Raw genomic sequence first — 21,404 nt, forward strand, 5'->3', positions numbered from 1 at the left:
GCGCCCTGGTCCTCCTTAATCTACATAGGTAGTCTTGAGGCGTGGAACCGCTCGGACGCATCGGACGGGCCACCGTCGACGTGCTGGGAGTGCTGCTCGACAGCGACCAGCCGCGCTGGGGCCTGGAGATCATCAAGCTGACCGGACGCCCGTCCGGCAGCGTCTACCCGCTGCTCGACCGCCTCGAACGGGCCGGGTGGGTCACGTCGTCGTGGGACGACGACAGCGCGCGCCGGGGCCCTCGGCGCCGGATGTACGTGCTCACGCCAGGAGGCGCCCAGGAGGCGGTCAAGGTGTGTGCGAAGAAGGCCGGACCCGTGCCCGTCGCCCGACCGGAGGTCGCCCGATGACCCGACTCGTCCCGGCCCTGGTCCGAGCGGCCGGCGCGCTGCTCCCCCGCGGGCAGCGGGACCGCTACCGGGAGCAGTGGCGGGCGGACGTCGACGGGGCGCGGGAGCTGGGCCTGAACCCGCTGGGCGTGGCGTTCGGCGCGCTGCGCATCGCACGTCGCGAGCACCGGCCGGTGGTGGTGCCCGTCGGCGTGCCGGCGCCGGCCCTGCGGCTGCGCGGGAGCACGAACATCGGCGCGGTGCTGGCCGTGCTGGTGCCGGCCAACCTCAGCGGCGGGATCCTGCTCCTGCTGCAGGAGCCGGTCAGGCGGCGTCGCCGCGCAGCTGGGCACGCAGCTTCTCGCGCTCGGCGCGGCGCACCGCCTGCTTCTCCTCCAGGCCCCGCGCGACCCGCGCGCGCAGCCCGCTGAACACGAACAGCGACAGCGGCAGCGCCACGACCACGCCTACGGCGAGGGCGACCAGGAGCGGCACGTTCACGAGCACGAGCAGCGCGGTGACCGCGGCGACCATGCCCAGGCGCGCGCCGATGTAGAGCGTCACATCACGACCCAGGTGCACGGTTGACCAGGTTACGCGTGGTCCGGGGAGCCGGCCGCCGCGGTGTTCGGACGGCCCTCGAACCGCGTGGAGAGCACGACCGTGGTGCGCGTGCGCGCGACGCCCTGGATGCGCCGCAACCGGCCCAGCGAGCGCTCCAGGTCGTCCACGGTGGCCACCCGCACCTTGACGATGAACGACTCGTCGCCGGCCACCCGGTAGCACGACTCGACCTCGACCAGCTCGGCCAGCGAGACGGCCAGCTCGTCGTCGTCCGCGGTGTCGGTGGGGTGGATGCTGACCAGCGCGGTCACCCCCAGGCCGACGGCGCTCGGGTCCACGACGGCGTGGTAGCCGACGATGACGCCGGTGGCTTCCAGCTTGCCGACCCGCTCGTGCACGGCGGAGGCGGAGAGGCCGACCTTGCGCCCCAGGTCGGCGTAGGTGGCCCGGCCGTTCTCGCGCAGGGCGGCGATGATCTGGCGATCAAGAGCGTCCACCGGACACAGGGTAGGCCCACCGACCCGGCGGGGTGGTGGTGCGGTGATGTCCGAACCGCACCCTTCGTCCCTTACTACCTCTTTACCATCACCCAAGCGTTCGAGTACCCGATGGGTGAGGTGCCACGATGCGTCCGGTACGTCTGTTCACCATCGGGGAGGATGCCGTGACCGTGACGCAGGGACACCAGGGGGAGCGTCTGCTGACGCCGGGCGAGGTGGCGAACCTCTTCCGGGTCGACCCGAAGACGGTCACCCGGTGGGCCACCGCGGGCCGCATCGGCTCCATCCGCACGCCGGGGGGCCACCGCAGGTTCCGCGAGTCCGAGGTCCAGCAGCTGTTGTCCCAGCTGACCACCGAGGCGACCGAACCGGTCCGGCACTGAAGCCGTACACCTCCGGGACACGGGTAATCTCGTGGCAAAGGAGGTGGCGACCATGCTCTACCTGCTCGCGGTGATCGGTGCGCTCACCATCGCCGTGCTGCTGTGGCGTGCATTCGGAACGGACCGGGTCGATACCGCCCCCAGTCGTCGTTTCGTGGCACCGGACGACGATCCCGACTTCCTGCGCAAGCTCGGTGAGCAGCGCCGGAAGAAGGCGGACGACGAGGAGTAGCACCACGGAGGGGCCTCGCACCGAGGCCCTTCGCCATGGCGTCCCCAGGACGTCCCCCGGGGTGTTCCGGGGGCGTCGACCACCGCTCCGACCGGGTCGCCCCGAAGTCGGTCAGTTGTTCGGGAAGTCGTCGGCCACCGTGGCGGCCAGCTCCAGCAGCGCCAGCCGCGTGTCCGGGCCGAGCTTGTCCAGCTCGATCTCCGCGCCCTCTTCCAGGTGCGCGTCGAACGGGATGCGGACGACCGCGCGGCAGCGCTGGGCGAAGTGCGCGGCCAGCTTGTCCAGGTCGACCTTGCCCGAGCCCGGCCGCACCGAGTTGATCACCACGACGGACTTGGCGACCAGCTCGCGGTAGCCGTGGGCGTCCAGCCAGTCCAGCGTCGCCGCCGAGGTCTGCGCGCCGTCCACCGAGCCGGACGAGACGAGCACCAGCGAGTCGGCCTGGTCGAGCACGCCCTTCATGGCCGAGTGCATCAGGCCGGTGCCGCAGTCGGTCAGCACGATGTTGTAGAAGAGCTCCAGCAGCGCGACCGTGCGCAGGTAGTCCTGGTCGCTGAACGCCTCGGACACGGCCGGGTCCTGCTCGGAGGCCAGCACCTCCAGGCGGCTGGGCGACTGCGAGGTGTACGCCCGCACGTCGCTGTACCGGGTGATCTTCGAGGCGTCGCGCAGCAGGTGCCGCACGGTCGCCGTGGTCTCCCTGGGCACCTTCAGCGCCAGCGTGCCGCGGTCGGGGTTGGCGTCCACCGCGATGACGCGGTCGCCGCGCAGCGAGGAGAACGTGGAGCCGAGCGTGGTCGTCGTCGTGGTCTTGCCGACGCCGCCCTTCAGGCTCAGCATCGCGATCTTGTAGCAGCCGCGCAGGGGCTGGTTGATCCGGCCGATCAGCTCGCGCCTGCGGACGTCCGCGGGGCTCTCGCCGAGGTTGACCAGACCGCCGGTGACCGCGTGCACGGTCTTGCGCCAGCCGGACTGCGGCGGGCGCTTCGCGCGCTTGATCAGCTGCTGCGAGGTCACCTCGCCGGCGTGGGCGCGCGGCGGTTGCTGGCCCTGGGGCTGCGCCTGGATGCTCTGCGGGAAGTTGTTGGGGAACCCGCCCTGGTACTGGTGCGGTCCGGACTGGCCGGGGCCGGGGTACGGGCCCGACTGTCCCCCCGGGACCTGGTACGGACCCGACTGCTGGCCGGGGACCTGGTACGGACCGGACTGCTGGCCCGGCACCTGGTACGCGCCGGACTGGCCGGCGACCTGGTAGGGCCCCGACTGCTGACCGGGCACCTGGTACGGACCGGACTGCTGACCGGGGACCTGGTGGGCGCCCGACGGGCCACCCGCGACCTGGTACGGACCGGACTGCGCCGGGAACCCGCCCGACGGCGGGCCGATCGGCGCACCGGACTGCGACGGGTCGAGGTAGACCGTCTGCGGGTCGGTGTACTGCGGCTCGGCGTACTGGGGGTCGACGTACTGCGGATCGGTGTACTGCGGGTCGACGTAGCGGGGGTCGACGTGGTGGGCTCCCGATCCCGGCTCCACCTGGTAGCCGCCCGACTGGTTCGGGTTGGGCTGCTGCCCCTCCGCTCCGGCCGGCTGCTGCCACGACGGCTCAGGATTCTCGTAGCGACCGGTCACCGCTGGGGTCCTCCCTGAGCGAAGCGGATCGAGACCTCCCCGACCCCACGCGTCCGACGTTAGTCGGCTACCAGTGGTTCCACGACACTGGGTGCGAGCTCGACCGGACCCGCGGGACGGGCCGGTGAACACCGCGTGGGTCGAGGTCTACGGGATCAGCCGACCCCGGCGTACGAGTGCAACCCAGTCGTTACGAGGTTGATGAAGAACAGGTTGAACACGGTCAGCGCGAAGCCGAGGGAGTTGATCCACGCGGCGGGGCGACCGCGCCAGCCGGCCGTCGCCCGCGCGTGCAGGTACGCCGCGTAGACGACCCACGCGACGAACGCGACCGTCTCCTTGGGATCCCAGCCCCAGAACCGGCCCCACGCGGCCTCGGCCCAGATCGCGCCGCAGATGATGCCGACGGTGAACAGCGGGAACGCGAACACCGTGCTGCGGTAGGCGACCCGGTCCAGCACGTCGGCGTCGGGCAGCCGGTGGAACCGCGCGCGGCCCGAGGACTTCAGCAGGAACAGCACGCTGGCCACACCGGGCACCAGCAGCACGCCGCTGGACACCGAGATCACCGACACGTGCACCACGAGCCAGTACGACTGCAACGCGGGCTGGACGGGCGCGGCGTCGGCGTAGAGGACGGTGCCGCCGAGGAACATCAGGATCACGATCGGCACGAGCACGAACCCGCCGAGCCTGCGGATCGGGAACGTGCGGGCCAGCACCAGCCACGTCACGACGGCCGCGAACGTGAGCAGCGAGCCGTACTCGTACATGTTGCCCCACGGCGCGCGTTCGGTCGCGAGACCGCGCAGCACCAGTGAAGCGACCTGGAGGACGACGCCGAGGACGGTGAGCGCCACGCCCATGCGGCCGAGGCGTTCGGCGCGGGGCCTGCGCTCCGGCGCGGTGACCAGACCGGGCGTCCACGTGCCGTCGGCCTGCGTGCCGCCCGCCGTGACCGCGGTGGCGAACTCGCGCTCCCGGGCCTTCGCGGGCCGCGCGAACGCCGCCTCGCACAGGTACAGCACGGCGGCGAAGAAGTAGATCGCCACGGCCGCGCCGTAGGTCCAGTCGCTGTAGGTCGCCAGGGTCGCGTTGACCGGCATCAGCTCTCCTCCTTGTCGGCGCGCGGGTCACGCTCGGCGAGCAGGTCCCCGGTCACGCCCAGATCGCGGGCCAACCCCGTGAACTCCTCGCCGTACCCGGCCTGGTCAGTGCGTGCGAGGCCGCCGACCTCGACAACGGTACGCCCGTCCTCCTGGGGTGTCGCCCGCACCCACACGCGGCGGCGCTTGATGCGCAGCGAGACGCCCAGACCCAGGATGACCAGCACCGCGAACACCAGCACCCACACCTGCGTGGGGTCGTGGGACACCTGCAACGACACCCAGTCGCGGACGCCGTCGAAGCGGATCACGGTGCCGTCGTCGAGGGTCAGCTCCTCGCCCTGCTTGAGGTTCTGCCGCGCGACCTTCTCCAGCTTGCCGTCCTGCACCATCTTCGGGTCGATGGAGAAGATGGACTGCCCGCGACCGGAGTCGGTGCCGAGGTCGCCGCGGTAGACGTCGATGGCCACTGCCGGGTCGTTGGCCGCCGGGAACGCCGAGTCCAGCAGCTCGCCCCGGAAGACGGCGGTCGGCGCGAGCAGGCCGGTGATCGCGAGCTGGGCGCGGCGGCGCTGCTCGGCGTCCGGCACGTTCGGCGGGTCGAACTTCGTCGCGCCCTCGGACGCCAGCGTGACCTGGTTGACCGGGCGCCACTGGGTGCTGCCGGTGCGGGTCTCGCCGTTGGGGAAGGTGACGGTGAACAGCGGCGTGTAGCCGTGGCCGAGGAGGTAGACCCGGTCGCCCGCCGTGCGCAGGGGACTGTTGACCTGCAACGGGTACGGCCGCCAGGTGTCGGTCTCCAGGTCCGCGCCGGACTGGTAGCGCAGGTCGGCGTGGAAGCTCTCCGCCTGGCCGCTGTGCAGGTAGTTGGCCTCGAAGTCGTCGACCTGCACGCAGAACTGGTTGAGCTGCGTGCCGTCCACGCGCAGGCCGGGGCGGAACGTGTCGTAGTTGTAGACGCCGGAGTTGCAGAACTGGCCGCCGTCGGCCTGCACGATGACCTGGCCCTCGTAGCCGAACATCTTGCCCAGCGCGAACGCGACCAGCAGGCCCAGCAGGGAGAAGTGGAACACCAGGTTCCCGGTCTCCCGCAGGTACCCGCGCTCGGCGCTGATCGTGCGGACGCCGCCCGGCTCCTCGGCGGTGACCGCGCGCCAGCCCCTGAGCCGCCGCCGGGCGCGTTCGACGACGGCCTGCGGTGTGGCGGTCGTGTCGGCCGACGCGTGGTGCGGCATGCGGGAGAGGTTGCGCGGGGTGAGCACCGGCTTGGCCCGCATCTGCCGGAAGTACTCCCAGGTGCGCGGCAGCAGGCAGCCGACCAGGGAGACGAACAGCAGCACGTAGACCGCGGAGAACCAGAAGCTGGCGTAGACGTCGAAGAACTGCATCCGGTCCAGCAGCCGGCCCCACCAGCCGTGGTCCGCGATGTAGTCGTCGACCTTCGGCGCGTTGAGCGACCGCTGCGGCAGCAGTGCGCCCGGCATCGCGCCGAGGGCGAGCAGGAACAGCAGCGTCAGCGCGGTGCGCATGGCGGTCAGGCCGCGCCACGTGTTGCGCAGGAAGGCGAGGGCGGTGCGCACTACAACGGCAGTTTCAGGTCGTTGACGACGGAGTCGCGCAGCCAGCCGACGAAATCGCCCCACAGCCCGGTGACCAGGGCCACGCCGACGGCGATCAGCAGGACGCCGCCGAACACCTGCACCTGGCGGACGTGCGCGCGCAGCCAGCCGGTCGTCCGGACCGCCCAGCGCGCGCCGAGCGCGATGAGGATGAACGGCAGGCCGAGGCCGAGGCAGTAGGCGAGCACGAGGACCGCGCCGCGCGCGGTGACCGAGCCGACCTCGGTGCTGCGGGCCAGCGCCATCACGCCCATCAGCGTCGGGCCGAGGCACGGCGTCCAGCCGAGCGCGAACACCCCGCCGAGCAGCGGTGCGCCGACTAGGCCGGCGCGCGGGGTGCGGTGCACGCGGACGTCGCGCTGGAGGGCGGGGACCAGGCCGATGAACACCAGTCCCATGGCGATCGTGACGATGCCGCCGATGCGCTGGAGCAGGTCGCCTTGGAACCAGAACAGGTCGGTCAGGCCCAGCACGACGAACGAGGTCAGGGCGAACACGACGGTGAAGCCGAGCACGAACAGCAGCGCCGCGCCGGCCACGCGCCACCGGCCGGTCTTGGGCGCTTCGCCCTCCTGGACCGCCGGGGCCTCCGCGCCGACCAGGCCCGCGAGGTACGCGAGGTAACCCGGGACCAGCGGGACCACGCACGGCGAGGCGAACGAGATCGCCCCGGCCAGCACGGCCACCCCGGTCGCGAGCAGGATCGGGCCGGAGGTGGCCAGATCGGTCGGGTTCACGCCGTCCAGGGTAGGTAGCCGCCCTTGACGACTCGCACCGGCATCCCTTATGGGCGACCCAGGTCACACTGCCGGATTGCCCCGGTTGGCCCCCACGCCCGTCGACGGGGAGCAGGAATCGACGAGTGAATACCCGAAGTAATGAATACCTACCTGCGACCATCGACCCTTGTGGGTTAGCACGCAACTCCATAGCGTGACAACATGCGCGTTCATCGGCTTACCCTGCCCGTGCTCGCCGTCGCCTTCGCGGTCGTCGCCGCTCCCCTGCCCGGCGACGCCGCGGAGTCCGACGGGCCCGCCGCGTCCGGCGTCGAGTGGGTGGAGGTCTTCTCCCCTGACGGATCCATCTCGCGGACCCCCGTCCCCGTGGCCCTGGAGACGCGGGCCGCTCCGGTGGCGGTGGCCGCCGACGTGGTGCCCATCCAGCAGACCGGCGCCTCCGACCAGCGGTTCGACCTGGTCTTCGTCGGTGACGGCTACACGTCGGCCGAGCTGCCCCTCTTCCACGACCACGTGGTGAGCAAGTGGAACGAGCTGTCCGCCGTGGAGCCGTTCCGCTCCTACCGCCAGTACTTCAACGTGTGGCAGGTCGACGTCGTGTCGAACCAGTCCGGTGTGGACAACGACCCGAGCCTGGGCGTGGACCGCGACACGGCCCTGGACATGGGCTTCTGGTGCCAGGGCCGGGACACCCAGACCGAGCGGCTGCTGTGCGTGAACCAGACCAAGGCGACCCAGTTCGCCGCCCTGGCGCCGCAGGTCGACCAGGTCATCGCGCTCGGCAACACCGCCAAGTACGGCGGCGCGGGCGGTGGCGTGGCGACCGCGGCGGGCGGCAACGACCAGGCCGGGCAGATCGCGGTGCACGAGCTGGGCCACTCGATCGGCAGGCTGGCCGACGAGTACGACTACCCGTACGACCGGTACACCGGCGCGGAGCCGGCCGAGGCGAACGTGACGGCGAACCCGAGCGGCGCGAAGTGGTCGGCCTACCTGGGCCAGGCGTCGCCGGACGGCGGCGTGGTCGGCGCGTTCGAGGGCGCCCAGTACTACCGGTACGGCCTGTACCGGCCGACGGACAACTCGATCATGCGCACGCTGGGCCGCGAGTTCAACCTCATCGGCCGGGACGCGATGATCGCCGCGTTCAAGGCGAAGGTGCCCGAGCTCCAGCAGGCGCCCGACCTGCGGCGGGCGTTGGGCCTGCGGTAGTCCTCACAGCCGCGGTGGTCCTGGGGGCCGGGGACGGCCCTCAGGACCACGGTGATCGTCAGATGCGGCGGTCTCGGGGGTGCGGCGGTCCTCAGGACTCGGCGGCGAGGTCCTTGACCAGCGGCACCAGGTCGGTCGCGATCACGCCGCCGAGGAACGCCGCGGCCACCCGGTGCTGCTTGTCCAGCACGAACGTGGACGGCACGGTGTTCGGCGGCAGCCCGCGGAACGACAGCATCGCGCGCCCGGACTCGTCGTAGATCGACGGGTAGCTCAGCGCGCGGTTGCGGATGAAGTCGCGCGGCGACTCGGTCGAGGTCTCCTTGACGTCGACGCCCAGCACCTGCACGCCCAGCGGCCCGGTCTCGTCCTGGACCTTCTGCAGCTCGGGCGCCTCGGTCCGGCACGGCGGGCACCAGGCGCCCCAGATGTTGACGACCACGACCTTGCCCGCGTAGTCGTCCAGCGAGACGGTCTTGCCGTCCTCCATCAGGCTGGGCCCGGTGAGGCCCTTGATGCCCTTGCGCTCGTCGCCGTCGTAGCGCAGCTTCGTCTCGCCGTTGGGCGCGACGAGCTGGAACTCGGCGCCCGCGACCACCGCGTCGTCACCGGTCGAGCAGGCGGTGAGGCCCGCGACCAGCGACAACACCGTCAGCGCGGTGAGGGCCCAGCGGGTCGTCATGCTCCGGTCACCCTCGGGTTCGTCGCACCGGCCGGTTCGGTGTAGGTCACCCGCACCAGCTGCTCGCCCTCGAACACCAGACTGGTCAGCGACGCCAGCGAGCACTCGCGGCGACGCGGGTCGTGCCACATCCGCTTGCCCTCCAGGAACCGCCGCAGCGTCCAGATCGGGAGCTGGTGCGACACGCACACGGCCTCGTGGCCCTCGGCCGCCGCGCGGGCCCGCTGCACGGCGCCGAGCATGCGGTGCGCGATCGCCAGGTACGGCTCGCCCCACGACGGCACGAACGGGTTGACCAGCTTCGGCCAGTGCTTGGGCGAGCGCAGCGCGCCGTCGCCCACCGCGACCTTCAGCCCCTCGAACCGGTTGTCGGCCTCGATCAGCCGCTCGTCGGTGGCCAGTTCGAGCCGGTGGGAGTCCGCGATCGGGGCCGCGGTCTGCTGCGCCCGGTCCAGCGGGGAGGCCACGACGTGCACGATGTCGTGGTCGGCCAGGTGCTCGGCCACGGTCAGCGCCTGCCTCTGACCGCGCTCGGACAGCTTGAAGCCCGGCAGGCGGCCGTAGAGGATGCCCGTCGGGTTGTGCACCTCGCCGTGCCGGAGCATGTGGATGACGGTCCTGGTCACTTGGTGGCCTCCGCGGCGGCACGGGCGGCGTGCGGCAGGGCGGCCGCGATGACGTCGAAGTCCTCGTCGGTCATGGCCGCGTTGACGAACCACGCCTCGTAGGCGCTCGGCGGCGGGTAGACGCCGCGTTCGAGCAGGGCGTGGAAGAACGGCGGGAAGCGCCACGTCTCGGCGGCCTGCGCGCCCGCGTAGTCGGTGACCTCGCTGTCGGTGAAGAACACGCTGACCAGGTTGCCGGCGAACTGGACGCGGTGCTCCACGCCGGCTTCGGTGAGGGCGGCGTCGAACAGCGCGCCCAGGCGCGTGGCGTTGGCGTCCAGGGCGCGGTAGACGTCGTCGGTGGCGGCGCGCAGCGTGGCCAGGCCCGCCGCCACGGCGACGGGGTTACCGGACAGCGTGCCCGCCTGGTAGACGGGGCCGGCGGGGGCGAGCTTCGACATCACGTCGGTGCGGCCGCCGAACGCCGCCGCGGGCAGTCCGCCGGACATGACCTTGCCGAACGTGTAGAGGTCGCCCTCGACGTTCTCCAGGCCGTACCAGCCGGCGCGGGACACGCGGAAGCCGGTCATGACCTCGTCCATGATCAGCAGTGCGCCGTTGGCGCGGCAGAGCTCCTTGAGCTCGGCGTTGTGCCGGGGCGCGATCGCGCCCATGTTGCCCGCCGCGGCCTCGGTGATCACGCAGGCGATCTCGTCGGGGTTCTCGGCGAAGGCCCGCCGGACCGCTTCGACGTCGTTGTACGGCAGCACGAGGGTGTCCGCGGCCTGCGCGCCGGTGACGCCCGGCGACGTGGGCAGGCCCAGCGTGGCCACCCCGGAGCCGGCCTGGGCGAGCAGCGCGTCGACGTGGCCGTGGTAGCAGCCGGCGAACTTCACGACCTTGCGGCGGCCGGTGAAGCCGCGGGCCAGCCGGATCGCGCTCATGGTGGCCTCGGTGCCGGAGTTGACCAGCCGGACCTGGTGCACGGGGGCGACCCGGTCGATGATCTCCTCGGCCAGCTCGATCTCGCCCTCGGTGGGCGTGCCGAAGGACAGGCCGTGCACGGCGGCGTCGCGGACGGCGCGCACGACGTCCGGGTGGGCGTGCCCGAGGATCATCGGACCCCACGAGGACACCAGGTCGACGTACCGGTTGCCGTCGGCGTCCCACAGGTGCGGACCCTCGCCGCGGACCATGAACCTGGGCGTGCCGCCGACCGAGTGGAAGGCCCGGACCGGGGAGTTCACGCCACCGGGGATCACCGCCGCCGCGCGCTCGAACAGTGCCTGGGATCGCGTCGCTGTCACGGGGTCCAGTCTCACACGTCGGGTTCTTCGACCTGCTCCCGACCACGGTCCCGGCCGCGGGTGCGCACGGCGAGCACGGTTTGGCGCACGGCGTCGAGCAGCAGCACGCCGGCCACGGTGACCAGGCCGACGGACGCGCCGATCCAGTTGCCGTGCAGCCGGGTGGACTCCAGCGGCGCGTGGTCGGGCAGGGGGTAGCTGTAGTGCAGGACACCCCGGTTCCAGCACCAGGCGGCAGCCGGCACGAGCAGCGCGATGAGCACCACCTCGCCCACCGCGATGAGCGCGCGCTTGGGCTGGTGCAGCGCGGGCGTGGCGCCGCCCGGCTCGTGGTCGGGCTCCGGGTCGGGCGCGGACTCGGTGTCGGTCGTGGCCGCTGTCACGCCGGTCAGCTTCTCACGCATCGGCGCTCCCGCCTCGTGCGGCCAGCAGTTTCGCCATCCCGGCGCGCAACGCGTCGGCGTCCCGCGCCCAGCCCGTCACGACCGTGCCGTCGGAGAGCGCGATCGGCACCGCCTCGGTGCCCCTGGGCAGGGTCCAGCCGCCGCCGAGCACCTTCGCGCCGGCCCGCGGTTCGACGTCCTCGACCGCCGCGACGTCCCGGATCGGCAGCTCCTCCCGGCCCTGGTGCAGCGCGACGGGCGTGAGGCGGACCTCGTAGACGCGCCGCCTGCCCTGCACCCAGAGCATCGTGGGCAGGAGCAGCAGCAACGCCACGACCAGCCACAACAGCGGCCGGGTCGGGCCGGTCAGCGCCTCGACGCCGAGGCCGAGGAGGGCGAACACCGGTCCCCACAGCAGCGGCCACCAGGACGCGCCGGGCTCGGCGTACAGCGTGGGCTGGTCCACCGCTACCCGGCGCTGCCCGAGAAGTACTGCCGGGTGCCCGGCAGGAAGCCGCACACCGCGGCCGCCGCGGGGAGCACCAGCCGCAGCACGATCACCACCCACGACAGCGGTTCGACGTCACCGTCGCGGGCCGCGATGATCGCGGCGGCGAGCGCGAGGATGCCGATCACCAGCGCGCCGCCGCACAGGCCGAGCCGAGCCTGGTAGCTGCCGCGCAGCAGCAGCACCGCGCCCCACACGGCGGCGATGCCCAGGCACGAGGAGGCGAACAGGCCCATGACCGACCCGAACGCGCCGAGCGGTTCGTCCTCGGCCAGGGTCCGGACGAGGGAGCCGACCGGCCAGGACAGGGCGGTGAGCAGCCACAGCGCGAAGGCCGCGACGACGGCGGTGGGGCGGTGGCGGGCGGTGGTGAACTGGTCGATGCCGCGCATCCCGTTGCCGTGGGGGTGGCCGGGGTACGGCTGGGCGGCGTAGGGCTGACCAGGGGTGGAAGGGCCGTAGGGCTGGGCCGGGTACGGCTGCGCGGTGTAGGGCTGGGCCGGGTACGGCTGCGCGGTATAGGGCTGAGCCGGGTAGGGCTGAGCTGGGTAGGGCCGGCCGGGGTGGGGCTGGTCCGGGTTCGGCCGGTACGGGTCGAACGGCGGCTGCGTCATCTCGTCACCGCTCTCGTGTAGGCGTTCGACGCGGGCAGGTACATCGTCACGACGCCGAGCGCGCAGACCCCGAGGAAGACCACCGACCACGCCACGCCGAGGCTCCAGTGCACGTAGCGCACCCGCCCGGACGCGAACGCCAGCAGCATGAGGAACCCGAACAGCAGGCTGATCGGGGCGAGCGCGGTGAGCACGACGCGCGCCCACCGGCGACCGGAGCGGAGCTTGAACGCGGCGATCAGGTAGGGCACGGACAGCACCCCGAGCCCGAACCCGACGAAGACCGGGGTCAGCCGCGCGACCAGCTCCGCCTCGCCCCTGCCCATCGGGTCGTTGCCGGTCGACGGGTCGCGCAGCAGCTCGTCGGTCAGCACGTCGACACCGGAGTAGACCAGGCCGGGCAGGACGAGCACGGTGAGCACCGCGCCGGCGACCCAGCACCAGAACGCGGCGGTGCTCGTGACCGGTCGGGCCGGTGGGAGCTCCTGCGGGCCGACCGCCGGCATCGGGGCGGGCAGGGCGTAGCCGGGCGGCAGGGGTGCGCCGGCCTGACCCGGCAGGTCTACCCGGTGGTAGGGCGAGGCGAACGGGTCCGGTTCGGACATGGGCTCTCCGCGGGGTTCAGTGCTGCTTCACCCACTGTGCCGTACCGGGGAGCCAGGTGAACGCCAAACCGACGGCGATGAGCAGCAACGTCACCACGTTCGCCGCGCTGGCGCCCGGCAGGACGATCCACAGCACGTGCAGCACGGCCACCGCGGTGAGCACGCCGCGGGCCCACCGCATGCCCCGCCGCAGCAACCACCCGAACAGGCCGTAGCCGATCGCGAAGCCCACGGCGACGACGGTCAGCTTCGCCAGCAACCCGACGATGGTGCCCGGGTCGTCACCGGCCCGGCTCGCGGCCTGCTCGAACTCCGCCCGGCGCAGCCACAGCACGCCGTTCTCCAGCAGCAGGAACGCGCCGAGGGCGAACCACACCGCGACCGCGCCGCGCACGACCGGGGGCACGGCCGCGCGTGCGGCTGCGGGCGACTGCTCGGTCATCCGGCTCGTTTGACCGAGTCGAAGTAGGCCTTCGAGGCGGGCAGGTACATCGTCACCACGGCGGCGACCACGACCAGCACGATGAGCAGCCCGAGCAGCGAGAACCCGATCAGGTGGTAGAGGGCCACGATCACGCCCAGCACGGTCAGCGCGATCCGCGCCCAGTTGCGGCCGGCGCGGGCCTTGACCGCGAACAGCGCCATCAGCGCGGCCAGCACCACGCCGACGACCACGAGGCCCCACAGGACCGCGGTGACCGCGGATTCCAGCTGGTCGGGCGTGACACCGGCGGTGTTGGTCTTGCGGGCTTCCTGGATCGCCACGTCCCGCTGGGTGATCACCAGGATCGCGGAGACGAGGAGCAGCACCGCGCCCGCGATCCACAGGAAGAACGACAGGCGCACTTCCTTCGGCTCGGGCACGGAGGGAGCCGCCTGCCCGGGGTAGCCCGCCAGCTCGGACTCGCTCAGCGGCGGCGGAGCCGGGGTGTAGGGCTGCTGCGGAGGCCGGTACTCGGGGTCCTGTGGGGTCGTCACGCCTGCAAACGCTAGGGCCGCCCGAGGCGTGCTGTCCACCGCGACAGGCAGCGGACAGCACACCTGTGACCTCGTGGTCAGTTGGCCTTGAAGTAGCGGTTCGAGTCGGACTTGAACATGAACACGATGGCGGCGATGGTGATCGCGAGCTGCGCCAGGCCGAGCAGCGCCTGGATCGCGCCCAGGAAGCCGACGGAGAACAGGATGCCGATGGCCAGCAGGCCGAGCAGTCCGCCGATGACCGAGATGACGCCCAGCACGGTCAGCACGATGCGGGCCCAGTTGGCGCCCTTCCGCATCTGCATGACGACCAGGATCCACAGCACGGACAGGACGAGGCTGAAGATCAGCGAGCCGTAGCCCGGCTGGATCGACGTCGCGGACGCGTCGACGTTCATCGCCGCCAGCGTCTCCCGCGCCACGGCACTGGCGGTGGCGAAACCGATGAGGTTCGCCACGATGCCGATGCCCGCCGAGATCAGCCACAGCAGGTACGCGGTGTCGACGGACTTCGGGCGCTCGGGCCGGCGCAGCTCGCTCTCGCTCAGCGGCGGGGCCTGCGGCGGGTAACCGGGCTGCTGGTTGTAAGGGTCGTTCGGAGTGGTCATGCGGAGGACCGTAGGAGTGATGGGGTGCGCAGTCGACCGGAAATCACAACCCGTTAGCTACGGGTGGTTGATCCGCACTGACCGAGCGCACTGATCTGAAGTACCCGGAAACTGATGGCTGGTACACCAGCGCCACGGCCACCGCGTCGACCAGCATCGTGACCACGCCGAACGCCAGGTCGACACCGCTCACCACCAGGCCGAACGCCGCCGCGAAGCCGGAGGCCGCCGCGATCAGCCGGACCACGCCGAAGAAGATCCCGGCGCCGGCGAGCACGGTCAGCAGGATCCGCGCCCAGTTCCGCCCGGACGCCATCCGGTTCGCCAGGAGGGTGTAGACGAGCACCAGGCCGGCCGCCAGCAGGAGGCCGAACACGATGCCGCCGGTGGCGGCCGCGTCCAGCTCGTCCTGGCCGAGGCCCGGTTGCTGCGCGCGCAGCTCGCGGATCAGCATCTCGCGGTCGGACAGCTGGAACAGGAAGCGGCCCATGCCGATCACCGCGCTGGCGATGAACAGCCACCGGGCCAGGTCGACGAGCTTCGGCGGGGTGGGTCGGGGCGGCTTGGGGCGGGCGACGGGCCGTGGGCTGCTCATCCCCGGTCCAGCCAGCCCGCGGCCTCGACCGCCCAGTAGGTGAGCACGATGTCCGCGCCGGCCCGGCGGATCGACGTCAGCGTCTCCAGCACGGTCCGCTCGCGCTCGATCCAGCCGTTGCGGGCGGCGGCCTCGACCATCGCGTACTCGCCGGAGATCTGGTACGCGGCCACCGGCACGTCGGCCACCTCGGCCACGGCCTTGACCACGTCCAGGTACGGCAGGGCGGGCTTGACCATCACCATGTCGGCGCCCTCCGCGAGGTCGAGCGCGACCTCGCGGAGCGCTTCGCGGGCGTTGGCCGGGTCCTGCTGGTAGGTCTTGCGGTCGCCCCGGAGCTGGGACTCGACCGCTTCGCGGAACGGCCCGTAGAGGGCGGAGGCGTACTTGGCGCTGTAGGCGAGGACGCCGGTGTCGGTGAGGCCCGCCTCGTCGAGGGCGGCGCGGATGAACCCGATCTGGCCGTCCATCATGCCGCTGGGCCCGACCACGTGGGCGCCGGCCTGCGCCTGGGCCACGGCCATCTCGCCGTAGACCTCCAGCGTGGCGTCGTTGTCGACGGTGCCGTCGGGGCTGAGCACGCCGCAGTGCCCGTGGTCGGTGAACTCGTCCAGGCAGCAGTCCGACATCAGGACGGTGGCGTCGCCGAGCTCGTGGCGGAGGTCGCGCAGGGCGGCGTTGAGGATGCCGTCCGGGTCGGTGGCGCCGGAGCCGACCGCGTCCCGCTCGGCGGGAACGCCGAACAGCATGATCCCGCCGACACCGGCCTGCACGGCTTCCACGGCGGCTTTGCGCAGCGACTCGCGGGTGTGCTGGACGACGCCGGGCATGCTCTTGATCTCGATCGGCGCGTCGGCGCCTTCCTTGACGAACATGGGCAGCACCAGCTGGCGCGGGCGCACGGTGGTCTCGCTGACCAGGCGGCGCATGGCCGGCGTGGTGCGCAGGCGGCGGGGGCGGTGAGCTGGGAACACTGCGGCACTTCCCTGAGGTCGGTCTGCTTGTCGGTGCCCTGTGGTTCGTGGGGTCCGGGGGGCCGGGGGTGTGGGTGGTGCTGTTTTGTCGGTGCCCCGTGGTTCGGTATGCGCAAGGGGTGCTGCGGGTCGGGGTACGCCTGGTTTGACGTGCTTCCCGGTGCGACCTGGTCAGGACCGGCCCGATTTGACATGGGGCCCGTACGAGCACCCCAGGCAGGCCGCAGCCGGCAGGCCCGGCGGGGAAGAGCGTCCCGCCAAGCCTGCCGGCTCCGACCAGCCTATGGCACTCGAACCCATGTCAAATCGGGCCTCGGTGGGGCCGTTGCGGGCCCGTCGGGTTCGAGGACGTGGGTCCGTCGAAGTCCGGGGGCCGCAGCGGCGAGTGGTTCGTCAGGACCTACGGAGGCGCTTGGTCTTGCGCGGGGGTGGGAGGGCGCCTTCCGCTCGCAGGCGGGCGGCGTGCTGGGCCAGGGCGTCCACCAGCGCGGGGACGTTGGCGTCCTCCGGCTGGACGTCGACGCGCAGGCCGAACTCCCTCGCCGTTTCCGCCGTCTGCGGACCGATGCAGGCGACCAGGGTGCGGGCGTGGGGCTTGCCCGCGATGCCGACCAGGTTGCGGACCGTGGAGGACGAGGTGAAGCAGACGGCGTCGAAGCCGCCCGACTTGATCATCTCGCGGGTGTCCGCGGGCGGCGGGGCGGCGCGGACGGTGCGGTAGGCCGTCACGTCGTCGATCTCCCAGCCCCGGTCGCGCAGGCCGGCCGCCAGGGTTTCGGTGGCGATGTCGGCGCGCGGCAGGAGGACCCGGTCGACCGGGTCCAGGATGTCGTCGTACGGCGGGAAGTCCGCGAGGAGGCCCTCGGAGGACTGCTCACCGGACGGGACCAGCTCGGGGATGATGCCGAAGCTGCGGACCTTGGCCGCGGTCGACTCACCGACGCAGGCGATCTTCACGCCGGAGAACGCGCGGGCGTCCAGGCCGAACTCGCGGAACTTCTCCCAGACCGCGCGGACGGCGTTGGTCGAGGTGAAGACGACCCACTGGTAGCGGCCGTCGACCAGGCCCTTCACCGAGCGCTCCATCTGGGCCGGGCTGCGCGGCGGCTCGACGGAGATGGTCGGGACCTCGACCGGGATCGCGCCGTGGGAGTGCAGCCGGTCGCTCATCGCGCCCGCCTGCTCCTTGGTGCGCGGGACGAGGACGCGCCAGCCGTAGAGGGCCCGCGACTCCCACCAGGAGAGCTTCGGGCGGCCGGCGACGGCGGCGCCGACGGTGACGACCAGAGGTCCGCCCAGGTCGCCCGCGTCGGCGGCGAGGGAGGCCAGGGTCGTGTCGACGGTGCGCTGGCCGAAGCCGGTGCCGTCGCAGGTCACGGCCACCGGGGTCTGCGGGGCGAGGCCGTTCTCCACGAGGGAGGAGGCGGCTTCCGCCAGGTGGCCGCCGGTGGCGTGCAGCACCAGCGTGCCGGGTGCCGAGGCCAGACCGGACCAGTCCACCGCACCGCGGACGTCGGCCTCGGTGTGGACGGCGCCCAGCGCGACACCCGCGTAGGCGGGCACGGCGGTGCCGGCGGGGACGCCGGGCACCACGTCGAAGGCGATCGTGGTCTTGGAGACGGCCTGGGCCTCCTTCACCACGGAGTCCAGGGTCAGCGGGTCGCCGGCTACCAGGCGGACGACGGCGTGGCCGTTCTTCGCCTCGGCGACCAGGTCCTTCGCGACGTCGGCGGGATCGCCCACGGCGGGTCGCACCTCGACGCCGTCGGGTACCAGCGCCACCACCTCGGCCGGGACGTCCGGGTCCGTGACCACGAGCTCCGCCTTGTGGAGCAGGTCGCGGGCCCGGACCGTGAGCAGCCCGGTGTCGCCCGGACCTGAGCCGACGAACGCGACTCGGCCGGGGGTCTTGCGTGCGCGGGTCATCAGGGCACTCCCCATCAACTACGCCCCGCCGGCGACGCGGTGGCGTGGCCGGAGAGGTCGAGCAACTCGGCGGCCAGCGCGCGGCCGAGTTCCTCTGCTGCGGTCAAGTCACCGGTGGCGGACGCACGGAGGAGGTCGCCGTCCTCCGTCGCCATGACCCCGCGCAAGGACAGGCGGAGGACGACTCGGGTCGCCCCGTCCGCGTCCTCGGCGAGGTCTTCCACCACATCGGCCAGCGCGCCGACCGGCGCGCTGCAGCCTGCTTCGAGCGCGGCCAGGAGGGCCCGCTCGGCAGTCACAGCGGCCCTGCTGGCCGAATCGTCCAGAGTGGACTGGAGGAGGTGCTCGGTGTCGACGTCGTCGACCCTGCACTCCACTGCGAGGGCGCCCTGTGCGGGCGCGGGGAGCATCTGGATGGGCTCCAAGGTCTCGGTGATCTCGGCCGCTCGGCCGAGGCGGGCGATGCCGGCGCGGGCGAGCACGACGGCGTCCAGTTCGCCGTCCGCGACCTTGCGGATCCGGGTGTCGACGTTGCCGCGCAGGGCGACCACCTCGATGCCCAGTCCGAGCGCGTTGAGCTGCGCGGCGCGGCGCGGCGAGCCGGTGCCCACCTTCGAGCCGGCGGGCAGCTCGCCCAGGGTCAGGCCGTCGCGGGCGACCAGCGCGTCGCGCGGGTCCTCGCGGGGCGGGACGGCGGCCAGCGACAGGCGCGGGTCGCGCGCCGTGGGCAGGTCCTTGTAGGAGTGCACGGCGACGTCGATCTCGCCGTTCGCGAGCGCGTCGCGCAGCGCCGAGGTGAACACCCCGATGCCGATCTCGGCGATGGGTGCGGACGAGCGGTCTCCGGGGGTGGAGATCGTGACGATCTCCACGTCAGCGCCCGCTTCGCGCAGCGCGTCGGCCACGTGGCCGGTCTGCGCGAGCGCGAGGGCGCTGCCGCGGGTGCCGATCCTCAGGGTGCGGTTCACCGCTTCTCACCTTTGGGTTGCGTCGAATGGGGGGTGCTGACGGCGGACGGCGCCTGCGGGTCGAGCCCGAACAGCTCGCGCAGCGCCTCGGCGTAGCCGGCGCCACCGGGGGCCGCGGCCAGCTCCTTCACCCGCACGGTGGGGGTGTGCAGGAGCTTGTCCACCACCCGGCGCACGGTCTTGGCCAGCTCGTCGCGCACCGCGCCGTCGAGCTCTGGCAGCCGCGAGTCCAGTCGCAGCAGCTCGGCGTCGACGACCTCGGCGGCGCGCTTGCGCAGTGCCGTCACGGTGGGCGTGACCCCGGCCGAGCGCTGCCCGGCCAGGTAGGCGCGGACCTCCTCGGCCACGATCTCCGCCGCGCGCAGCGTGCCCTGCCCGGTCGGGGCGTCGGACAGCCTGCGCTGGAGGGTCTCCAGGTCGACCACGCGGACGCCGTCGAGCAGCGTCGCGGCGGGGTCGACGTCCTTGGGCAGGCCGAGGTCGCAGACGACCAGCGGCCGGTCGGGGGCGCGGTCCCCGATGTGCTCGGCGCCGACGACCGTGCCGACGGAGCCGGTGCAGGCGAACAGCACGTCGGCGCGGGCGATCTCGTCGGCCAGGGTGGCCAGGCCGGTCGAGGTGGCGCGCACGCCGTCCGCGCGCAGGGCCGCGGCCAGGCGTTCGCCGTTGGCGGCCGTGCGGTTGGCGATGACGACCTCACCGATGCCGGCGCGGCGCAGGTGGGCGGCGGCCAGGCCGCCCATCGAGCCGGCGCCCACGATCAGCGCCCTGCGGCCGTCGAGGCCGCCGAGGGCGGTCGCGGCGTCGGCCAGGGCCTCGGAGACGACGGACGCGCCGGCGTGGTCGATGTCGGTGTCGGTGTGCACGCGCTTGCCGACCCGCAGCGCCTGCTGGACCAGCTCGTGCAGCGTGCGGCCGACCACGCCCTGCTCGTCGGCGGCGTTGTAGGCGGTGCGCAGCTGGCCGAGGATCTGGGCCTCGCCGACGACCATCGAGTCCAGGCCGCCCGCGACCGAGAACAGGTGTTCGACGGCGGCGGCGGAGTAGTGCACGTAGAGGTGCTCGAACAGGTCGGCGGGTTCGGCGCCCGCCTGCCGGGCCAGCACCTCGACGACCTCGTTCATGCCGCCGTGGAAGGTCTCGACGACCGCGTACACCTCGACCCGGTTGCAGGTCGACAGCAGCACGGCCTCGGACACGCTCGGCGCCTGCAGCAGCTGGTCGAGGACCTTGCCGCGGTCGGTGTCGGCCACCGCGACGCGCTCCAGCACGGGGACCGGGGTGGTCCGGTGGGACAGACCGACGACGAGCACGCTCATGCCGCCGTCACCACCGACCGGCTCACAACCCGCACGATCACGGGCGAATCACCACCCCGTCCACACCGATGCCGTTGACCACGTCACCGGCGGCCTCGTCAGCCCGCCGCGCGACGTGGAACGACAGGATCTGCATCTCGACCGCCAGGTCGACCTTGCGCACTTCGACGTAGTCCGGCACTTGGAGCACGACGGGTGCGAAGTTCAGGATGCACTGGACTCCGGCGGATACCAAACGGTCGCAGACGGCCTGAGCTGCCTGCGGCGGCGTCGCGATGACCCCGATCGAGACCTCGCGCTCGCTGCAGACGGACGTGATGTCGTCGATGTGGTTGACAGGTATGCCACCTACCGGCACTCCCGTGAGGTCCGGGTCGATGTCGAACAGCGCGGCGACCGGGAAGCCGCGGCTGGGGAAGCCGCCGTAGTTGGCCAGCGCGTGACCAAGATTACCGATCCCGACGACCGCGACGGAGTGCTTGCGGGTCAGCCCGAGGATCCGCTCGATGTGGCTCACGAGCACCTCGACGTCGTAGCCGACGCCGCGGGTGCCGTACGAGCCGATGTAGGACAGGTCCTTGCGGAGCTTCGCCGAGTTGACCCCGGCCGCGCCCGCGAGCTCCTCGCTGGAAATGGTCGTCACGCCCTGCTCGACCATGCCCGAGAGGACCCGGAGGTAGACCGCGAGCCGCGCCACCGCCGCCTCGGGGATCGCGCGTGCCCGCTCCCGGACGTCGGCGGGCGCGTCGGCACGGGTCTCCCCCGGGCGGGTCACGACACCGTCACCCTCGCCCCGCTGAGCCGCCACGCTGGAACTCCTCGACGTCCGTCGCACTGACCCGCCGGGTATCGCCACCAGCGGAGTGATGCACCCACCGTACCGCTTGTGAACGCTTGCACAAAGTCGGTGACGGAGGCCCTACCCGGACAAGTGAGCCGCGACCACCCGTGGATAAGCGGGCGCGGCACACGAACGGGGGAAAAGCGGGGGGGGGTGCGCGATCCGCCGCCCCCC

General features: G+C 72.4%; 27 protein-coding genes. 5 read left to right on the top strand and 22 right to left on the bottom strand.

Annotated features, from left to right (window positions below; translation table 11 throughout):
- The first annotated feature begins 41 nt into the window (after positions 1 to 41).
- Positions 42 to 350: a PadR family transcriptional regulator gene (locus tag AB0G02_RS03140; protein ID WP_360788518.1), complete on the top strand. Its 309-nt coding sequence runs from the start codon at positions 42 to 44 to the stop codon at positions 348 to 350.
- Positions 347 to 760: a hypothetical protein gene (locus tag AB0G02_RS03145; protein WP_360788520.1), complete on the top strand. Its 414-nt coding sequence runs from the start codon at positions 347 to 349 to the stop codon at positions 758 to 760. The genes AB0G02_RS03140 and AB0G02_RS03145 overlap by 4 nt, the downstream gene beginning before the upstream one ends.
- Here the strand turns inward: AB0G02_RS03145 and AB0G02_RS03150 are convergent.
- Positions 654 to 893 carry a DUF4229 domain-containing protein gene (locus AB0G02_RS03150; protein WP_360788579.1) on the bottom strand — a complete coding sequence of 80 codons (240 nt, stop codon included), beginning with the start codon at positions 891 to 893 and terminating at the stop codon, positions 654 to 656. The genes AB0G02_RS03145 and AB0G02_RS03150 overlap by 107 nt on opposite strands.
- A 29-nt stretch (positions 894 to 922) precedes the next feature.
- Entirely contained in the window at positions 923 to 1,390 is a 468-nt protein-coding gene (locus tag AB0G02_RS03155; RefSeq protein WP_360788522.1) for an Lrp/AsnC family transcriptional regulator, read from the bottom strand.
- Between the two features lie 128 nt (positions 1,391 to 1,518).
- Here AB0G02_RS03155 and AB0G02_RS03160 point away from each other — a divergent pair, with 128 nt between their 5' ends.
- Positions 1,519 to 1,776 (top strand): BldC family transcriptional regulator, encoded by a 258-nt coding sequence (locus AB0G02_RS03160; protein WP_245950114.1) that lies wholly within the window; start codon positions 1,519 to 1,521, stop codon positions 1,774 to 1,776.
- A gap of 52 nt (positions 1,777 to 1,828) precedes the next feature.
- Positions 1,829 to 2,008 (top strand): hypothetical protein, encoded by a 180-nt coding sequence (locus AB0G02_RS03165; RefSeq protein ID WP_360788526.1) that lies wholly within the window; start codon positions 1,829 to 1,831, stop codon positions 2,006 to 2,008.
- Positions 2,009 to 2,119: 111 nt separating this feature from the next.
- Here AB0G02_RS03165 and AB0G02_RS03170 read toward each other — a convergent pair whose 3' ends face one another.
- From AB0G02_RS03170 to AB0G02_RS03185, 4 genes are all read right to left on the bottom strand, one after another.
- Positions 2,120 to 3,640: an AAA family ATPase gene (locus AB0G02_RS03170; RefSeq protein WP_360788529.1), complete on the bottom strand. Its 1,521-nt coding sequence runs from the start codon at positions 3,638 to 3,640 to the stop codon at positions 2,120 to 2,122.
- 155 nt (positions 3,641 to 3,795) lie between these two features.
- The gene (ccsB, locus tag AB0G02_RS03175; protein WP_360788532.1) at positions 3,796 to 4,746 is read right to left on the bottom strand and encodes a c-type cytochrome biogenesis protein CcsB; all 951 of its coding nucleotides are present in this window, start codon (positions 4,744 to 4,746) and stop codon (positions 3,796 to 3,798) included.
- Positions 4,746 to 6,275, bottom strand: a complete 1,530-nt coding sequence (locus tag AB0G02_RS03180; protein WP_360788582.1) for a cytochrome c biogenesis protein ResB — start codon at positions 6,273 to 6,275, stop codon at positions 4,746 to 4,748. The genes ccsB and AB0G02_RS03180 overlap by 1 nt, the downstream gene beginning before the upstream one ends.
- 50 nt (positions 6,276 to 6,325) lie before the next feature.
- A complete protein-coding gene (locus AB0G02_RS03185; protein WP_360788535.1) occupies positions 6,326 to 7,102 on the bottom strand; it encodes a cytochrome c biogenesis CcdA family protein in 777 nt (258 codons plus the stop codon).
- A 204-nt stretch (positions 7,103 to 7,306) separates the two neighbouring features.
- On the opposite strand from AB0G02_RS03185, the gene AB0G02_RS03190 reads away from it, so the two are divergent.
- Positions 7,307 to 8,317, top strand: a complete 1,011-nt coding sequence (locus AB0G02_RS03190; RefSeq protein ID WP_360788538.1) for a M64 family metallopeptidase — start codon at positions 7,307 to 7,309, stop codon at positions 8,315 to 8,317.
- A gap of 91 nt (positions 8,318 to 8,408) precedes the next feature.
- Here the strand turns inward: AB0G02_RS03190 and AB0G02_RS03195 are convergent, their stop codons facing one another.
- From AB0G02_RS03195 to AB0G02_RS03270, 16 genes are all read right to left on the bottom strand, one after another.
- Positions 8,409 to 8,999 carry a TlpA disulfide reductase family protein gene (locus AB0G02_RS03195; RefSeq protein ID WP_360788541.1) on the bottom strand — a complete coding sequence of 197 codons (591 nt, stop codon included), beginning with the start codon at positions 8,997 to 8,999 and terminating at the stop codon, positions 8,409 to 8,411.
- Positions 8,996 to 9,604, bottom strand: a complete 609-nt coding sequence (locus AB0G02_RS03200; RefSeq protein WP_360788585.1) for a histidine phosphatase family protein — start codon at positions 9,602 to 9,604, stop codon at positions 8,996 to 8,998. The genes AB0G02_RS03195 and AB0G02_RS03200 overlap by 4 nt, the downstream gene beginning before the upstream one ends.
- A gap of 17 nt (positions 9,605 to 9,621) precedes the next feature.
- A complete protein-coding gene (gene hemL, locus AB0G02_RS03205) occupies positions 9,622 to 10,911 on the bottom strand; it encodes a glutamate-1-semialdehyde 2,1-aminomutase (protein ID WP_360788544.1) in 1,290 nt (429 codons plus the stop codon).
- A gap of 11 nt (positions 10,912 to 10,922) precedes the next feature.
- Positions 10,923 to 11,315: a hypothetical protein gene (locus AB0G02_RS03210; protein WP_360788546.1), complete on the bottom strand. Its 393-nt coding sequence runs from the start codon at positions 11,313 to 11,315 to the stop codon at positions 10,923 to 10,925.
- Positions 11,308 to 11,760, bottom strand: coding sequence for a hypothetical protein (locus tag AB0G02_RS03215; protein WP_360788548.1), 453 nt, complete (start codon positions 11,758 to 11,760; stop codon positions 11,308 to 11,310). The genes AB0G02_RS03210 and AB0G02_RS03215 overlap by 8 nt, the downstream gene beginning before the upstream one ends.
- 2 nt (positions 11,761 to 11,762) lie before the next feature.
- Positions 11,763 to 12,416, bottom strand: coding sequence for a hypothetical protein (locus AB0G02_RS03220; RefSeq protein ID WP_360788551.1), 654 nt, complete (start codon positions 12,414 to 12,416; stop codon positions 11,763 to 11,765).
- Positions 12,413 to 13,021 (bottom strand): hypothetical protein, encoded by a 609-nt coding sequence (locus AB0G02_RS03225; protein ID WP_360788553.1) that lies wholly within the window; start codon positions 13,019 to 13,021, stop codon positions 12,413 to 12,415. Before AB0G02_RS03225 ends, AB0G02_RS03220 begins: the two co-directional genes overlap by 4 nt.
- A 16-nt stretch (positions 13,022 to 13,037) precedes the next feature.
- Positions 13,038 to 13,463 carry a hypothetical protein gene (locus tag AB0G02_RS03230; protein ID WP_360788556.1) on the bottom strand — a complete coding sequence of 142 codons (426 nt, stop codon included), beginning with the start codon at positions 13,461 to 13,463 and terminating at the stop codon, positions 13,038 to 13,040.
- Entirely contained in the window at positions 13,460 to 13,999 is a 540-nt protein-coding gene (locus tag AB0G02_RS03235; protein ID WP_360788559.1) for a hypothetical protein, read from the bottom strand. The genes AB0G02_RS03230 and AB0G02_RS03235 overlap by 4 nt, the downstream gene beginning before the upstream one ends.
- A gap of 77 nt (positions 14,000 to 14,076) precedes the next feature.
- On the bottom strand, positions 14,077 to 14,607 hold the full coding sequence (locus AB0G02_RS03240; protein WP_360788562.1) for a hypothetical protein: 531 nt from the start codon (positions 14,605 to 14,607) through the stop codon (positions 14,077 to 14,079).
- A gap of 43 nt (positions 14,608 to 14,650) precedes the next feature.
- On the bottom strand, positions 14,651 to 15,202 hold the full coding sequence (locus AB0G02_RS03245) for a hypothetical protein (RefSeq protein WP_360788565.1): 552 nt from the start codon (positions 15,200 to 15,202) through the stop codon (positions 14,651 to 14,653).
- A complete protein-coding gene (gene hemB / locus AB0G02_RS03250; RefSeq protein ID WP_360788568.1) occupies positions 15,199 to 16,176 on the bottom strand; it encodes a porphobilinogen synthase in 978 nt (325 codons plus the stop codon). The genes AB0G02_RS03245 and hemB overlap by 4 nt, the downstream gene beginning before the upstream one ends.
- Before the next feature lie 393 nt (positions 16,177 to 16,569).
- On the bottom strand, positions 16,570 to 18,102 hold the full coding sequence (locus AB0G02_RS03255; RefSeq protein WP_360788571.1) for a bifunctional uroporphyrinogen-III C-methyltransferase/uroporphyrinogen-III synthase: 1,533 nt from the start codon (positions 18,100 to 18,102) through the stop codon (positions 16,570 to 16,572).
- Positions 18,103 to 18,116: 14 nt separating this feature from the next.
- A complete protein-coding gene (gene hemC, locus AB0G02_RS03260; RefSeq protein ID WP_360788573.1) occupies positions 18,117 to 19,070 on the bottom strand; it encodes a hydroxymethylbilane synthase in 954 nt (317 codons plus the stop codon).
- Positions 19,067 to 20,389, bottom strand: a complete 1,323-nt coding sequence (locus tag AB0G02_RS03265; RefSeq protein WP_360788576.1) for a glutamyl-tRNA reductase — start codon at positions 20,387 to 20,389, stop codon at positions 19,067 to 19,069. The genes hemC and AB0G02_RS03265 overlap by 4 nt, the downstream gene beginning before the upstream one ends.
- A 37-nt stretch (positions 20,390 to 20,426) precedes the next feature.
- On the bottom strand, positions 20,427 to 21,164 hold the full coding sequence (locus tag AB0G02_RS03270) for a redox-sensing transcriptional repressor Rex (protein WP_360788588.1): 738 nt from the start codon (positions 21,162 to 21,164) through the stop codon (positions 20,427 to 20,429).
- Positions 21,165 to 21,404 lie beyond the last annotated feature (240 nt).

The organism is Actinosynnema sp. NPDC023658, from assembly GCF_040639995.1.
Taxonomy (GTDB): Bacteria; Actinomycetota; Actinomycetes; order Mycobacteriales; family Pseudonocardiaceae; genus Actinosynnema.

What these genes read in the sequence shown, in the direction of transcription:
- AB0G02_RS03145 (WP_360788520.1), top strand. Translation starts at nt 347, where the DNA reads ATGACCCGACTCGTCCCGGCCCTGGTCCGAGCGGCCGGCGCGCTGCTC.
- AB0G02_RS03160 (WP_245950114.1), top strand. Translation starts at nt 1,519, where the DNA reads ATGCGTCCGGTACGTCTGTTCACCATCGGGGAGGATGCCGTGACCGTG.
- AB0G02_RS03165 (WP_360788526.1), top strand. Translation starts at nt 1,829, where the DNA reads ATGCTCTACCTGCTCGCGGTGATCGGTGCGCTCACCATCGCCGTGCTG.
- ccsB (WP_360788532.1), bottom strand. Translation starts at nt 4,746, where the DNA reads ATGCCGGTCAACGCGACCCTGGCGACCTACAGCGACTGGACCTACGGC.
- AB0G02_RS03180 (WP_360788582.1), bottom strand. Translation starts at nt 6,275, where the DNA reads ATGCGCACCGCGCTGACGCTGCTGTTCCTGCTCGCCCTCGGCGCGATG.
- AB0G02_RS03190 (WP_360788538.1), top strand. Translation starts at nt 7,307, where the DNA reads ATGCGCGTTCATCGGCTTACCCTGCCCGTGCTCGCCGTCGCCTTCGCG.
- AB0G02_RS03195 (WP_360788541.1), bottom strand. Translation starts at nt 8,999, where the DNA reads ATGACGACCCGCTGGGCCCTCACCGCGCTGACGGTGTTGTCGCTGGTC.
- AB0G02_RS03200 (WP_360788585.1), bottom strand. Translation starts at nt 9,604, where the DNA reads ATGCTCCGGCACGGCGAGGTGCACAACCCGACGGGCATCCTCTACGGC.
- AB0G02_RS03210 (WP_360788546.1), bottom strand. Translation starts at nt 11,315, where the DNA reads ATGCGTGAGAAGCTGACCGGCGTGACAGCGGCCACGACCGACACCGAG.
- AB0G02_RS03220 (WP_360788551.1), bottom strand. Translation starts at nt 12,416, where the DNA reads ATGACGCAGCCGCCGTTCGACCCGTACCGGCCGAACCCGGACCAGCCC.
- AB0G02_RS03225 (WP_360788553.1), bottom strand. Translation starts at nt 13,021, where the DNA reads ATGTCCGAACCGGACCCGTTCGCCTCGCCCTACCACCGGGTAGACCTG.
- AB0G02_RS03230 (WP_360788556.1), bottom strand. Translation starts at nt 13,463, where the DNA reads ATGACCGAGCAGTCGCCCGCAGCCGCACGCGCGGCCGTGCCCCCGGTC.
- AB0G02_RS03240 (WP_360788562.1), bottom strand. Translation starts at nt 14,607, where the DNA reads ATGACCACTCCGAACGACCCTTACAACCAGCAGCCCGGTTACCCGCCG.
- AB0G02_RS03245 (WP_360788565.1), bottom strand. Translation starts at nt 15,202, where the DNA reads ATGAGCAGCCCACGGCCCGTCGCCCGCCCCAAGCCGCCCCGACCCACC.
- AB0G02_RS03255 (WP_360788571.1), bottom strand. Translation starts at nt 18,102, where the DNA reads ATGACCCGCGCACGCAAGACCCCCGGCCGAGTCGCGTTCGTCGGCTCA.
- AB0G02_RS03265 (WP_360788576.1), bottom strand. Translation starts at nt 20,389, where the DNA reads ATGAGCGTGCTCGTCGTCGGTCTGTCCCACCGGACCACCCCGGTCCCC.